We start from the raw sequence: 14940 nt of genomic DNA on the forward strand, positions 1-14940 counted from the left end.
AACGCTAGCAGGTGAGTGTTACTGGTATGGATCTGAGCGAGTCTGTCATTGTGACGCGCAAACGAGCCTCATACGTTAGTTACATGAACATTGAAGGAAGCGTGGCACTCGTGACCGGCGGCAACCGCGGCATCGGCCGGCACTTCGTCCAGCACCTGCTGGAGAGAGGGGCGACGAAGGTGTACGCGGCCGCGAGGAACCCGCAGAGCATCGACGCGCCGGGCGCGATCCCGCTCGCGCTGGACATCACCGATCCCGACTCGGTGGCCCGCGTCGCCGCCGTCGCCACCGATCTGACCCTCCTGGTCAACAACGCCGGCGTCTCCACCGGAACCGATCTCGTCACCGGGGATCTGGCCACGATCAGGACGGAGTTCGAGACGAACTTCTTCGGCCCGCTGGCGATGATCCGCGCGTTCGCGCCCATCCTGGCCCGGAACGGCGGCGGCGGCATCCTGAACGTGAACTCGCGCCTGTCGTGGCTGTCGGTCGCAGGTGCCAACGCTTACTCGGCGTCGAAGGCCGCGTCGTGGAGCATGACCAACGGCATCCGCCTGGAGCTGGCCGGGCAGGGCACGCAGGTCACCGGCCTCTACCTGAGCGCGACCGAAACGGACATGATGGCCGGCTGGGACATCCCCAAGAACGACCCGGCCGACGTGGTGACCGCGGCACTGGACGGACTCGAGGCGGGTGCACGCGAGGTGCTCGCCGATCAGGACACCATCGATGCCAAGGCTGCGCTCGCCGCCTGAGACGGTTGCGCACTGCCTGGACGTCGCCCTTCCTCGTCACCGGGACAAGACGAAGTCGGAGGGCCGGTGGTCCCCGTTGACGACACGGCGGTAAACCGGTTAACCTCCTCGCGTACGGTGGCAGGACCTCCGGCGGCATATTGCGACGGCGTCCGATGTCGTGCTCCGTTCCGGCGGGCTCATGAGGGATCCCGTCGCGCAATGACGCGAAAGGAAACGTCCCGAATGAGACGCCAACGACCACTGCTGGCCGCGTTCGCCGCCTGCGCCGTGCTTGCTGCCACGCTGAGCGCGACACCCGCGTCGGGGGAGGAGCCCGGTGCTCCGCCTGTCCCCACAGCACCGGCCGGAGTAGCTGACCAGGTGACAGGGGTGCTGCTCGACGACGGTTTCGACGGCGCCGCGCTGGACACGACGGTCTGGACGAAGGGGTGGTTCGGCAACGGCGCGGACGTGACCGCTCCGGTGAACGCCGGGCAGGTGCAGTGCTACCACCCGGAGAACGTCACCGTCGGGGGAGGTGAAGTCGCGCTCGACCTCACCGAGAAGAGCCTCGCCTGCGGCGGCGTCGCGCGCGCCTATGCCGGGGGCATGATCACCTCTTACGGCAAGTTCACCGTCCGGCCGGGCAGCTTTCTCGAGGCGCGTGTGTTCCTGCCGGGCGGCACGGGGTCGATCGAGAACGAGCCGACGGTCTGGATGCAGGGACGCAGCCTGAATTGGCCGAGCAACGGCACCGTGGTGCTTATGAAGGGTGAACCCGGCGGAGCTTGTGCCTCGGTCACACGAGCCGACGGCGCCAGCGAGAAGCGGTGTGCGGCGCTCGAGCTGGATGCCTGGCACACAGTCGGCGCGCACTGGAAGGTCGACGGGACCGTGGACATCTACTACAACGGTGCGCCGACGGCGAGCTTCGCGCTCGGTACCACCGATCCGATGTATCCGATCCTGAACGTTGCGGCGTGGCCGAATCGTGTGGTCGCGCCGAGCACTTTCGCGATCGATTACGTGCGGGCATGGGACACCGTACGCGGCGTCGTGCCCGCCACGCCGATCCGGCAGGCCTCGGCCTGCGGCATCGAACCGCAGATCGTGATCCCCGACATCGAGGGCGTCTCGTACACGCAGGCACGCACCGGGAATGAGCTCACGGTGACAGCGGAAGCAACGCCCGGATATTCGGTGACGCCTGGTGCGCAGACAGAGTGGGTCTTCGACGTGACCCCCCTCGAGTGCCCGCCCGGCGGCGGAGCCGGTGAGCCGCATCCGCTTGCACCCCCCGAGGTCGCCGGGTCGATGACCTCGGTCCTGCTCGACGACGGCTTCGACGCGCCGACGCTGGACGCGAGCGTCTGGAACCGCGGGTGGGTGGACGGCGTGGACGGCGAGATGACGACGCCCGTCAACGTCGGCACGGAGATCCAGTGCTACGACCCCGACAACATCCAGATCCGGGACGGATCACTCGAGCTCCACTTCGTCGAGCGTGCGACCGAGTGCGAGCGCCGCGGCACATCGTTCGAATACGACTACGCGGGCGCCATGATCCAGAGCTGGAAGAAGTTCGCGGTCGGACCGGGCAGTTTCGTCGAGGCTCGCATGCGTACCGAGCAGGCCCCGCACGGCATCGCCAACTGGCCAGCGTTCTGGCTCAACGGCGAGAGCCACAACTGGCCGCATACGGGCGAGATCGACGTGATGGAGGGCCTGGCCGGTCAGGCCTGCGCGAGCGTGCACGGCCCCGACATCGACGAACGAGCGTGCCTCGACGTCGCACCCGACGCCTGGCACGTCTACGGTGCGCACTGGCGTACGGACGGCAACATCGACTTCTACTACGACGGGGTCTATCTCGCCACGCACTATCTCGGCACGACCGACCGCCAGTACCTCATCCTGAACCTCGCGGCTTCTAATGCGCGCGACCCGAAGGTGCCGAGTGTGCTCGCGGTCGACTACGTCCGGGCGTGGGACGAGCAGTCGCCGGTGCCTGACGAGGTGCGACCCGAGGCGACGCTCGTCACGCCGACGTCGGCGGGTCCGCTGCGCGGTATCGACCTCCGAGTCGATGCCTCGGACGATCGGGGGCTGAGCAGGATCGTCGCAAACGTGTACCGTGCCGGATCACTCGTGCGAAGCACGCAATCAGCCGTCGATGGTGCTGTCTCGGCCACGCACACGGCCTCGGTGACGTTGCCTGACGGCGAGTACACGGTCAGGTTCAACGCGCATGACACCGCGGGGAACGTCTCTCGAACGGGGATGTTCGACTTCGTGGCGGACTCGACGCCGCCAACGGCGGTGGTCAAGATCGGCGACGGTTTCACCGTGCAGACCGGCGATGGCTACGACCTTGTGAGCTTCAAACTCCATGACGCGCGGAAGCTCGATCGCATCGAGCTCAACGGCACCGTCAAGGACCTGTCAGACAATACGTGGTCAGACCTGAACTTCATCGAGCCCGGTGTGTTCGGTGCGATCGCCGGGGTCAACTCGCTCGTGATCCTCGACGTCGCCGGGAACAGCCAGACGGTCGTTTTCACGCTCAACTGATCGCCGCCACCGCGGTGATCACGCCTGCGCCGCGTCCCATCCGGGGTGCGGCGCAGGCGTTTCCCGACCTCAGTAGCAGCGGATCTCCGTAACGGACGCGGCCGGATCGCCATTCGTTGACAGGATGATCAAGCGGATGCTTCGAGCCTTCGCCGCGGTCTCGAGTCGGTGAACGCGCCGCCACTGCGTATTCCCCTCGACTCTGACGGCCTCGACACCCTCGATCTCTATCACGTAATCCCTGGCGGTCTGCGGCTCGACGTAGAACGGCGGAGTGCTGTGGACGTCACGCAGGAGCGACCCCGGGAAGGTGACCTCGACGTGCTCGATCGGCTGCGCGTCATCCCAGGCCAGCTCGAGCCATTGCGGCAGTCCGGCGCCGGGATCGCTCCGCCACGTGGCCGTACTGGTCGTCGGCCGGGTGACCCCGGACAGCACCTCGGCCGGTGCGAAAGCGTTCTGTGCCGGCACGGTGCGGTAGGCGAAGGAGGCATGCAGATCGCGTAGCCGGGTCGGCGAGAGGCTGCGGCTCGCGAAATGCCCGGGCATGACGCCTCCGGCGTAGCGCCACCGGAGGCCGGGCGCGGGCTCCGCAGTCTCGATGCGGACCCAGCCGGGGGACAGGTTCGCGAGAGCCACCCGCCAGTCCGTCCACCGCGCGATGCCCGGGTGGGCACTGACGGCACCCTCGGCGAGCACGCTGTCGCCGCCCTTCCGGTTGTCCCAGACCTCGCCGACGCGGACCAGTCGCAACGGCAGGCGCAGCTCGGCGTCGGTGGTGTTGTCGAGGCAGAGCGAAACGGTGTCGAGCCGGCCATCGCACCAGACCAGCTGGGCGACCTCCACCTCAAGCCCGTAGGACCTCTCCTCGGGGATACTCGTGAGCTGTTCGAACGGCGCGGGGTCGGTCGGCGACAGCCCGTGCATGAGCTGCCGGGACGATGCGGAGGCGGTGGCCGAGCGCGCCAGGTCGGCGTCGTCGTGATTGCGGACGCCCGGGATGAACGCGCCGGCGCGCAGCAGACGCTGCTGGACCTCGCGCACGGCCGGGCCACCCGCCGCGGCATCGGCCGCCAATTCCGGAATCGTCACGCCGCGCTGAGTCATCACCGCGGCGGCGACGCCCGCCGCCTGCCCCATCGATGCCGTCGTCGCCATCACCCGCGCCGAGCCGAGAGCGGCTCGGGTCACGCTGATGCAGCGTCCAGCGAGCAGCAGATTGTCGACGTCGCGCGCCATCAGGCTGCGCAATGGAATGCCATAGGGGCGCACATAGATCTTGCTCGCGTACTCGGAATCCTCCTGGTAGCGCTCGGCTGCCGAGGGCTCAGAGGTCTTCGCGAGCAATCCACCGGGCGTGTGCAGATCGATGCCCCAGCCGCCGTAGCAGACCGCATCGGGAAACGGCGTGTGAGCCTGGATCTCCTGCTCGGTCAGCCAGTGGCGACCGAACACGCGTCGGCTCTCGCGCTTGCCGGGCACCTGGCCGACGAAGTCGAGCGCGAAGTTGCGGCAGCGCTCCATCATTTCGGGATCCCGGTTCTTCATCCAGTCCCACACACCCAGCGCATACCGGGTGAGCTCGTGCCTGATGGCCTCGTTGTCGAAGATCGTGTGCCACGGCATCCCGATCTCGATCCACCAGAACCCACCGCGCGGGTCGCTGGGCACACGGCCCTGCTCGTAGAAGTACGACGGGTCATCGAGCCGCGCGGCCCACTGGGGGGGCGTGAACGGCGCGGGTGCACCGACGTCTTTGGCTCGGATGTGGAGCGAGTTGCCCATCGTGGCGGTGCTGGGCTGTTCGGGGGCGTGTGGTTCGCCGTGCTCGGCGCGGGATTCGCTGCCCATCCGCCAGCCGCAGCCGGCCCGGTCGGCGATGAACCCGTCGCCAGTGCAATCGATGAACAGGTCGGCGGCAAGTCGGAGATCGACCTCGGCTGACAAGGTGCGCGCCCGGAGGGCGGTCAGCCGGCGGCTCGGAGCGCAGGCCTCCCGCTCGTAGTAACCCTTGTCGGTATGCGGCGCCCGGTCGACCTCGTCGGCGCCGTCGAGTTCGACGCCGATGACGCTGGTGTTGAGATGAAGGGTCAGGTTCGGTTCCCGCACGCAGAAGTCGTACAGCACCTGGTCGAACACCGAGTTGGTCCAGCCGTTCTCGTTGATCGGCTCGTGATTGCGGCGCCGCTCCTCGCTCAGCAGTTCGGCGATGATGCCTGTCTCGCGGGCGAACGAGTGATTGTGTCCTGCGCCGTGGACCGTCACGCGCATCTCGCTCGAGGCCACGCCGCCGAGCACCGGACGCTCGTGGACCAGGCATGTGCGCAGACCCTCACGCGCTGCGGCGATCGCGGCGCACACGCCCGCCATACCGCCGCCGGCGACCACGAGGTCGAAGGACTGTTCTCTCAGCATGATCGGTTCTCCTAGGTGAGGGCAGTGCGGAGGTGCCCGGCGACGCGCGCAAGGTGCTCGCGGACGAATGCATCGGGGTCGCCCGACGGGCGGGGACCGACGAGTGCGAGGGCGAGCGGCGCGCGCCCGGGCACCGAGACGGCGACGGCTGCGGCGAGCACGGATGGGTCGCCCCAGGCGTCGATCCGGAGCACGCCGTCGTGGATCTGGGCGCGCGCGCGGGCGAGGCAGCTCTCGGGGTCCGTGGGTGTCCCCGGCGTCGGCCGATCCCACCCGTAGCGGCGCGCCGCCACCGACAGCACCTCGATGGCCTGTGGCGCGGGCAGATCGAGGAGCAGGCGGAGCCCGACGACCGAGAGGTGCAGCGGGTAGCCGCCCGCCACCGCGGATGTCGTCCGTCCGTGCTGCGACTGGTGCAAGTAGAGCACCTCGTCGCGGTGGAGCGCGGCGAGCGTGGCCTGGAGTCCAGTCTCGCCAGCGAGCCGTTCGACCGGTGCGAGAGTGGCGGTGATCTCCGTCAGGGACGACGCCGACCGTCCGGCCAGCGCGAGGAGGCCGAGGTCTGCAGCGAACGAGTGGTAGGTGGGCTTGCGCAGATATCCGTGCCGAACCAGGACGCCGAGCGTGCGCGACACCGAGGACACGTGCAGGCCGACACGCTGCGCGATCGAGGTGGCCGTGAGGGGACGGTCCGCCTCGGCGACGATCCGCAGGATGTCGAGTCCGGATTCAAGCACGACGCGAGCATATTGCGTTCAGTGCAATATAGCTATCTCGCGGGGCATCGGTGAGGAGAGCTGAGACGCCCCGGCGGCGACCATCTCCGGTAGTACTCTCGGCGTATGTCAGAGCGTCGCCGACGGGTCACCATCAACGACGTCGCGGCTCTCGCGGGAGTCTCGAAGGGGGCCGTCTCGCGTTCTTTCAACGGCGCCTCCCGGCTGCCCGAGAGCACGGTGAAGCGGATCCACGACGCCGCCGAGCAACTGGGCTGGCGCCCCAACGCGGCCGCGCGTGCCATCCAGGGCGCCCCGGCGAGGACCATCGGATTCGTCGTCCGCCGTGACCCCGCGTTGCTGGGTTCCGACCCGTTCTTCCCGCTCTTCCTCGCGGGCGTCGAGCGAGTGCTCTCCGCGAATGCGTACGCCATCACGATCCGGTTCGTCACGAGTGAGGAGGAGGAGACCCGCTGTTACCGGGACTGGGTCGCGGAGAGCCGCGTCGACGGCGTCATCGTCTCCGACCTCCGCGACGGCGACCCACGGTTCGCGCTGCTCGACGAGCTCGATCTGCCCGGCGTCATCGTCGGCGATCCCGGGCGTGCGGTTTCTCAGCCGGCCGTCTATCACACTACCGACGCCTCGATCCGCGAGCTCGTCGACGGGTGGGTCCAGCGGGGTCACACCCGGATCGCGCACGTCACAGGCGATCCGAACCTGCGGCACACGCTGCGCCGGCGTGCGATCTGGGCCGATGCCTTGGCCGCGCACGGGCTCACCCCCGACCTCGTGGAGACCGGCTGGTTCACCGAGGAAGGCGCGAAGGTCGCGACGCGCGCACTCTTGACCGCAGCCGAACCGCCCACCGCGATCTTTTTCGCGAACGACATCATGGCCGCCGCGGGAATGGGCGTGCTCGCGGACGGGGGCCGAATCGTGGGCGGCGACATCGCCGTCGCCGGATTCGACGGGATCCCGCTTGCGCAGTATCTCTCACCGCCCCTCGCGACCATCGTGTGCGACTTCGACGAGCTCGGCGACATCGTTGGTCGTGAGCTGATGGCCCTGCTCTCATCGGGTGAGTCTGTTGCGCCCGTCACGACGCTCGCCGGACGCTTTCTGCCGCGTGCGTCATACGAGCTGTGGGCCGATTGACGATGGGGGCGCCCAAGACCATGTCGACCGCCAGGCGCCGCCGGGTGACCGCACAGGATGTCGCCGACCTCGCCGGCGTGTCGCGGAACGCGGTGTCACGTGCGTTCAACGGCGGTTACCGCCTGCGGGCGAGCACGGTCGAGCGCATCATGGACGCGGCTGATCAGCTCGGCTGGCGCCCCAACATGGCGGCGCGGGCGATCAAGGGCTCTCCGGCGCACGCGATCGGGTTCATTCTCAAGCGCGAGCCGGACCTGCTCGGGGCAGACCCGTTCTTCCCCCTGTTCCTCGCGGGCCTGGAGCGGGTGCTCTCGGAGCAGGCGTACGCCCTGACGATCCGCTTCGTATCCGATGAGACGGAGGAGGAGCTCTGCTACCGGGATTGGCGAGCCGAACGCACCGTCGACGCCTTCATCGTGGCGGATCTCCGCGACGACGATCCGCGGTTCGGCTTGCTGGACGAAATCGGGGCCTCGGCTATCGTGATCGGCGATCCACCGGGGGAAGTCGAGCTTCCCGCCGTCTTCCACGACTCCGACGAGTCGATTCGCGACGCGATCGACGGCTGGATCGCGCGGGGGCACACGCGCATCGGACACGTCATGGGAGACCCCGCGCTCGAACACGCGCGGCGGCGCCGGAACATCTGGGCAGGCGTCCTCGAGCGGCATGGGTTGCGCTCCGATCTGCTCGCGGTGGGCGGGTTCACCGAGTTGGGTGCTGAGGACGCGACGCGCGAGATCCTCGCTGTCGCCGAACCGCCGACAGCGGTGTTCTACGCCAACGACGTCATGGCGGCCGCCGGCATGCGCACGATCGCGGAGGCGGGCCTGCGGGTAGGGGAGCAGGTCGCGGTGTTCGGATTCGACGGCATTCCGCTCGCTCCGTACCTGGCGCCGCCGTTGGCTACGATCGCGTGCGACTACGTCGAGCTCGGCGAGATCGCGGGGCGGATGCTCCTGGCGGGGCTCGAGGCCGAAACGGTCGCGCCCGTCCAGCGGACCCTGCCTGCGCGCTTCGTGCAGCGGGCCTCCTACGGAATCGATCCGCAGCGCTGACGGGCGTCTGGGTCGGCCGGCGATCAGGTCCGCGCGAGAAAGTCGCGCTGGGATGCTCGCAGCGCCTCGGCCTCGTCCGGCGCGTCGGGGTGGTCCATGTGCCCCGTGGCGCGCACGAAGACCTCGCGCTCGCCGGCGAGGCCGTTTGCGATGGCGAACTGCCCTGGCGGCGGGACAGCAGGATCGGCGAGGGCCGGTGCGACGTGAGTGGGGATGGTGATCATCGTTGCGGCGGTGGCGGCGTCGAAGTATCGCAGGACGTCCATCGTCTCCGGGTGCGCTTCGACGCGGCGACGGACCGATTCGCCGCTGCCCGTGCACGGCATCGTGACGCGCAACGGGTGATGGCCGAAGCTCGGGATCGACAGGCATGCGGCCGAGATTCGATCCTCCCAGGGGAGGGCGAGGGCGCCGATACCGCCCCCGAAGCTTCCGCCCACATACGCCACGCGGCCGGCGACGGCCGGGACGAGTTCGGTCAGCGCGCTCACCGAGCACCACACGTCGGCCGCGCACCCTCCGTGCACGTAGGTGTCGCGATCGGCGATCCCGTGGAGGACGTGCCGCTCCGCGATCGACGGGATGTCATCGATGAGGCTTCGGGCACCCATCCCTCTGGCGCAGGCATACAGCACGGCCGCGTGCTCGACGGGCGCGACATGCTCGGGCTCGAGCCGTCCGCCGTATCCGTGGCTGACGACCAGGCCGCGCTCGATCCGGCCTTCTGCGGGGAGGGTGAGCCAGCCTCCCAGGCGCAGCCCGTCCGTGGTCGAGAACTCGACATCGTACAAGCGCGTTCCCGGCGGAGCGGGCTGTGCGCTCGGGCGAAGGACCGGCGTCGGGTCGATGGCGCGGGCCCGCGCGTAACGGGCGCCCCAGTACTCTGCGAAGTCCGCGGGGGCGACGGGGGGTTGGACGGCGAGGAGGGTGTCGATCGTGTACCCGTAGGTCGGATCCATGGGACCATCCTGGCCCACAACCGAGGGGGGAAACGGTGAACGCTCACACATTGCGACGGCGTGGTAAACCGTGTAACCTAACTGCCGTACCAGTTGCAGTTTCCAGCGACGATATTGTCCTGGCGCCGAGCGCCCCGGATGCCTCGCCGCGACCAAAGGCGCGCGCGGCGGCCGGGGTCTCCGACCTCCCGCATCGCGTCTCCGTTTTGCATCACGCGAAGACGCGTGCAGGAATCAGGAGGAGAGCACAGATGAGAAGGCACAAGAGGCGCTGGGCCGCAGTACCCGCGGTGATCGCGGCGACGGGGCTGCTCGGGGCGTGTGGGGCGACCGCGGAGCCCGCGGCGGACGGCCCGGTGACGATCGAATACTGGTCGGGGCTGCAGGGGACGGATGTCCTGGTCGACGAGTGGAACGAGGCGAACCCCGATATCCAGGTCGCTCTGTCGACCTCGGACGGGTCCTGGGGTGAGCAGTTCGCGAAGCTCATGGCCGCTCTCCAGTCCGGAGACGCGCCGTGCCTCATGCTCATGCCCTATGACTACATCCCGTCACTGCTCGTGGCTGACGCGCTCACCGAAGTCACCGACGAAGTCGCCGGCTACGAGTCCGACTACCTCGAGAGCACGTGGGAGCTGGTCAACTATGCCGGGGCGACCTACGGCGTTCCGTCCGGCAGTGGGCCCATGGCCATGTACTACCGCGCCGACAAGTTCGCCGAGCTCGGCATCGAGGTCCCCGCAACGTGGGAGCAGTTCGAGCAAGCGGCGCGCGATGTCTCCACCAAGGCACCTGGTACGTATTTGATCGGGCTCGGTGGCGACTCGCACACCGACTTCATCTCCCTGGTCGGTCAGAAGTCGGACCCGTGGTTCGAGATCTCGGACGACGCGTGGAGCGTGGATGTCACCAACCCGGAGTCGGAGGAGGTCGCCGACTACTGGCAGCGACTGCGTGACGAGGGCCTGCTCAACATGACGAACCGCTGGGACCCGACGTTCTACAACGACCTGAGCGAGGGTCGCCAGCTCGCTGTCATCGGCGGTGCATGGCAGGCGCCACTGCTGGCCGCCAACGTCAGCGGTGGGGCCGGCGAATGGGCGATCGCCCCTATGCCGAACTGGACCGAAGGTGATGTCGCCTCGTCCTCCAATGGCGGCGGCGCGCAGTTGGCCATCAAGGGCTGCGAGCACCCCGATGAGGCGATGCAGTTCGCGAACTGGCTGACCACCGATATGGACGCGATCCTGAGCCTGAAGAGCTTCCCCGCCATGAAGACGGACCAGATGTCGACGCCCGACGAGGTGAAGACGTTCTTCGGTGGAGCGGAGATCAACCAGGAACTCGCCGAGTACGCGCTCGCGATGCGGCCGTGGCGGTACTCGCCGACGTGGACGGAGGGCATGACCGTGCTGGGTGACTCCATGGCCGCGTTCAAGGACGGCTCGGGCACTCTCAGCGACCTGCTGGCGACGCTGGAGGCACAGCAGATCGAGTCGATGAAGGCTCTGGGCATCTCGGTCACCGAGCCGTGACACGCCGCACCTCGGGCGGGACCGCCTCTCGGCGGTCCCGCCCCGCGCTCGCATTGACGGTCCTGGTCGGGCCGTTCGTGATTCTCTTCTTGGTGGTCTACCTGATCCCGCTCGGCTACTCGCTCGTTCGCAGCGTGTTCCGCAAACAGACGTCGGGTATCGGGATCGGCGCGCCCACAGACGTGTTCGTCGGCCTCGCGAACTATGTGGATGTCGTGACCTCGCCCGTCTTCTGGGAGGGCATCCTCCGGGTCTTCGGCTACGGGCTCATCCAGATCCCCGTGATGCTCGTCGTCGCGATGGCGATCGCACTCCTCATCGACTCCCGTGCGGCGAGAGGCCGTGGGGTCTTCCGGCTCTCGAGCTTCCTCCCTTACGCGATTCCCGGCATCGTGGCGTCGCTCCTGTGGGCGTACCTCTATGTTCCTCAGCTGAGCCCGGTCATCCAGCTGGTTCAGTCCTGGGGATGGGACATTGATCTGCTGGGAGCTCCGACCGTGCTGTTCTCGATCGCGAACATCGCCATCTGGTCGTGGGCCGGGTACAACGTGATCATCTACACGGCCGCGCTGCAGTCGATCCCGAAGGAGGTGATCGAGGCGGCGCAGATCGATGGCGCCAACGGCTGGGTTCTGGCGATGCGGATCAAGGCACCGTTGATCCGGGGTCCGATCGCGCTGACGGCGCTGCTGTCGACCATCGGCTCCATCCAGCTCTTCAACGAGCCGGTGGTGTTGCGAACCATCACCACCGCCATCGGCGCCGAATGGACACCGATGATGCTCGCGTACAACGCGACGTTCGCTGCCAACAATTTCGAGCGCGGTTCGGCCATCTCCGTGCTGATCGCGATCATCGCCGGCATCCTCGCCATCGTCTACCGCAAGCTGTCCACCCGAGGAAGTGAGTCCTGATGCACAGGCCCGCATGGAGCAGCCGGCTCATCGTCAACGGGGTGCTGGTGCTCACGGCCATCTACTTCCTGTTCCCCGTGTGGTGGCTCCTAGTCTCGGCGACGAAATCGAATGCCGACCTGTTCTCCTCGAACGGCTTCTGGTTCGCCGAGATGAACCTCGTCGAGAACATCCAGGCCGTCTTCGTCCGCGACGGCGGTCTTTACCCGATCTGGTTCGGGAACTCGGTCGGCTACGGATTGGCCGCGGCGATCGGCGCGACGATCACGTCGGGCGCGTGCGGCTACGCGCTCGCGAAGTTCCGCTTCCCCGGGGACAAGCTCATCTTCGGCGGCGTCATCGCGGGTCTGCTCATCCCCGGTGCCCTGCTCACCGTGCCGCTCTATCTGGTGGCGGCCTCCGTCGGCGCCACCAACACGATCTGGGCGATCATCATCCCGTCCATCATCAGCCCGTTCGGGGTCTACCTGTGTCGGGTGTACGCGGAAGGCGCCGTCCCGGACGAGATCATCGAGTCCGCGCGGATGGACGGAGCCGGCGAACTCCGCATCTTCGGGCAGATCACCGGGCGGATCATGGCTCCCGCCCTGGCCACCGTCGGTCTGTTCAGCTTCGTCGGTGCGTGGAACGGGTTCATGCTCCCGCTCATCATGCTCTCCGACCGGAGTCTCTATCCGGTGACGCTCGGACTGTACGCGTGGCAGGCCGACAAGGGCGCGGCAACGTACAACCTGATCCTCGCCGGTTCACTGCTCACGGTCATCCCGCTGGTCATCGGCTTCTTCCTGATGCAGCGGTTCCTGCGGACGGGACTGACGCTCGGATCGGTGAAGGGCTGACCCATGATCTGGTACGGCTGCGACTACAACCCCGAGCAGTGGGATGCTGCGACGATCGATGAGGACCTCCGCCTCATGCGCGAGGCCGGGGTGAATCTCGTCACCCTGGGCGTCTTCGCCTGGGCGTTCATCGAGCCGGCTCCGGGGGAGTACCGGTTCGAGTGGCTCGACGACCTGATCGACCGCCTCGGCGAGGCGGGTATCGCGGTGGACCTCGCGACGGCGAGCGCGTCGACGCCGGCGTGGCTCGGTGATCTGGATCCGGAGCTGGCGTCGATCGACGGGTACGGCCGGCGCAGATCCGGCGGCACCCGCGGGCATCATTGCCCGAGCTCGGCGGTCTACCGGAGCGCGTCGCGGCGCTTGACGGCCGAACTCGCGCGGCGGTACGCGCTGAACCCCACGGTTGTCATGTGGCATTCGGGTAACGAGTTCGGCGGCGCCGCGGCATGCTTCTGCGGCCGGTGCCGCACGCAGTTCGTTGGCTGGCTGCGCCGCAGGTACGTGGAGCTGGAAGCGCTCAATGACGCGTGGGGCACGGCCTTCTGGTCCCTTCGGTTCGGAAGTTGGGACCAGATCCAGCCGCCCGGGGTCACCTCCGACTTCGGCAACCCGGCTCAGTACCTCGACTGGGCCCGGTTCCGATCCGATCTGCTGCTCGAGCAGTTCACCGCCGAGCGTGACCTGATCAAGGCGGTCGCCCCGCACGCTCAGGTCATGACCAACTTCATGGGGCTGTTCCACGGTCTCGATTACTGGAAATGGGCGCGGGCGGAGGACCTCGTCACCGACGACACCTACCCCGACCCCAACGATCCCTGCGGTGCGCGCGACAACGCGCTCCACATCGACCTCATGCGCTCGCTGGCCGAAGGCAAGGAACTGCTCATCCTCGAACAGGCCGTCGGCGCGGTGCAATGGCGAGACGTGAACACGCCCAAACGCCCGGGCCAGTTCCGGCTGTGGTCGATGCAGGCGGTCGCGCGCGGCGCGCAGGGCATCTGCCAGTTCCAATGGCGGGCGTCGATTCGCGGTGCCGAGACGTTCCACTCGGGCATGGTCGGTCACGCGGGGCCGGTCGGGCCGCGCTGGGCCGAGGTGGTCGGGCTGGGCGGCGAACTCGCGACGATCGAGACGGCCGTCGGCGACCGCGTCGAGTCCGACGTGGCCATCATGCTGGACTGGAACAGCCTGTGGGCCCGGCGGGAGGCGCACGGACCAGACGCCGACGCGCCAGACGTCGAGCTTCGACGATGGCATGCGGCGTTCTTCGAACTCGGCATCCCCACCGACTTCGTCTCGGTCGACTCGGACCTCGACGCGTACCGTCTCCTGGTGCTCCCGAGCCACTTCCTCGTCTCCGAGTCGACGGCGCAGCGCATCTCCGCGTTCGTCACGGCAGGCGGTCATGTGGTCGGCACCCACCTCACGGGTGTGGTCGATGACACCCTCGGCGTGCACCGGGGCGGGTACCCGGGACCGCTCAGCGAACTCTTCGGAGTCCGGGTGCTCGAGCACTGGCCACTCGCGGAGATCGCGTCCCCCGCTTCGGGTGCGGCCCGGATCTCCGCGGCCGTCGCCCCGCCCCACCCCGGCCGGCTCGTGCGCGGTGACGGTGTGGGCGAACTGGCCTACGCGCGCTTCGCCGAGCATGTGCAGCTTCTCGACCTCGAACGCCGAGCGGAGGCCGTCGCCGCGTTCGTCGGCGGCGATCTCGAGGCCGCGCCGGCGATCACGAGTCGCACGCACGGCGCGGGGCGGGCGACGTACCTCGCGGCCTCGCTGGAAGAGGCGTCGCTGATCGCCACGGCCGGCCGGCTCGCCGCCGACGCCGGCATCGTCCCGACGCTGCCCGGCCTGCCACCCGGAATCGAAGCGGTTCGTCGGGGGCGATACCTGTTCCTACTCAATCACGGCGACCTCGAGCAGACGGTGGACGTCACCTCCGCTCGCGTCGCAGACCCGGGTGACGGCCGTGTCCGCGTGGCGCCGCGGGACGTCCGGATCATCGCCCTCGCCTCCGCATGAGGGGCACGAA

General features: G+C 68.2%; 11 protein-coding genes. 8 read left to right on the forward strand and 3 right to left on the reverse strand.

Features of this window, described 5'->3' with window-relative positions:
- Positions 1-83: 83 nt before the first annotated feature.
- Positions 84-755, forward strand: a complete 672-nt coding sequence (locus tag F6J85_RS06300) for an SDR family oxidoreductase (protein WP_150924285.1) — start codon at positions 84-86, stop codon at positions 753-755.
- A gap of 372 nt (positions 756-1127) precedes the next feature.
- Positions 1128-3308 carry a family 16 glycosylhydrolase gene (locus F6J85_RS06305; protein WP_191906769.1) on the forward strand — a complete coding sequence of 727 codons (2181 nt, stop codon included), beginning with the start codon at positions 1128-1130 and terminating at the stop codon, positions 3306-3308.
- A 69-nt stretch (positions 3309-3377) separates the two neighbouring features.
- Here F6J85_RS06305 and F6J85_RS06310 read toward each other — a convergent pair whose 3' ends face one another.
- Both F6J85_RS06310 and F6J85_RS06315 read right to left on the reverse strand, forming a co-directional pair.
- Positions 3378-5723, reverse strand: a complete 2346-nt coding sequence (locus F6J85_RS06310; protein ID WP_150924287.1) for an FAD-dependent oxidoreductase — start codon at positions 5721-5723, stop codon at positions 3378-3380.
- An 11-nt stretch (positions 5724-5734) separates the two neighbouring features.
- Positions 5735-6460: a helix-turn-helix domain-containing protein gene (locus F6J85_RS06315; protein WP_150924288.1), complete on the reverse strand. Its 726-nt coding sequence runs from the start codon at positions 6458-6460 to the stop codon at positions 5735-5737.
- 105 nt (positions 6461-6565) lie between these two features.
- On the opposite strand from F6J85_RS06315, the gene F6J85_RS06320 reads away from it, so the two are divergent.
- Entirely contained in the window at positions 6566-7597 is a 1032-nt protein-coding gene (locus tag F6J85_RS06320; protein ID WP_150924289.1) for a LacI family DNA-binding transcriptional regulator, read from the forward strand.
- Positions 7598-7641: 44 nt separating this feature from the next.
- Positions 7642-8655: a LacI family DNA-binding transcriptional regulator gene (locus tag F6J85_RS06325; RefSeq protein ID WP_191906770.1), complete on the forward strand. Its 1014-nt coding sequence runs from the start codon at positions 7642-7644 to the stop codon at positions 8653-8655.
- 23 nt (positions 8656-8678) lie between these two features.
- Here F6J85_RS06325 and F6J85_RS06330 read toward each other — a convergent pair whose 3' ends face one another.
- Entirely contained in the window at positions 8679-9614 is a 936-nt protein-coding gene (locus F6J85_RS06330; protein ID WP_238707077.1) for an acetylxylan esterase, read from the reverse strand.
- 251 nt (positions 9615-9865) lie between these two features.
- On the opposite strand from F6J85_RS06330, the gene F6J85_RS06335 reads away from it, so the two are divergent.
- The 4 genes from F6J85_RS06335 to F6J85_RS06350 all read left to right on the forward strand — a co-directional run bounded on the left by F6J85_RS06335 (position 9866) and on the right by F6J85_RS06350 (position 14930).
- On the forward strand, positions 9866-11149 hold the full coding sequence (locus F6J85_RS06335; protein ID WP_150924292.1) for an ABC transporter substrate-binding protein: 1284 nt from the start codon (positions 9866-9868) through the stop codon (positions 11147-11149).
- A gap of 92 nt (positions 11150-11241) precedes the next feature.
- Positions 11242-12063, forward strand: a complete 822-nt coding sequence (locus tag F6J85_RS06340) for a carbohydrate ABC transporter permease (RefSeq protein ID WP_150924293.1) — start codon at positions 11242-11244, stop codon at positions 12061-12063.
- Positions 12063-12902: a carbohydrate ABC transporter permease gene (locus tag F6J85_RS06345; RefSeq protein WP_150924294.1), complete on the forward strand. Its 840-nt coding sequence runs from the start codon at positions 12063-12065 to the stop codon at positions 12900-12902. Before F6J85_RS06340 ends, F6J85_RS06345 begins: the two co-directional genes overlap by 1 nt.
- Before the next feature lie 3 nt (positions 12903-12905).
- Positions 12906-14930 carry a beta-galactosidase gene (locus tag F6J85_RS06350; protein WP_150924295.1) on the forward strand — a complete coding sequence of 675 codons (2025 nt, stop codon included), beginning with the start codon at positions 12906-12908 and terminating at the stop codon, positions 14928-14930.
- The last annotated feature ends 10 nt before the right edge of the window (positions 14931-14940 follow it).

This window comes from Microbacterium lushaniae (assembly GCF_008727775.1).
In the GTDB taxonomy this organism is placed as follows: Bacteria; Actinomycetota; Actinomycetes; order Actinomycetales; family Microbacteriaceae; genus Microbacterium; species Microbacterium lushaniae.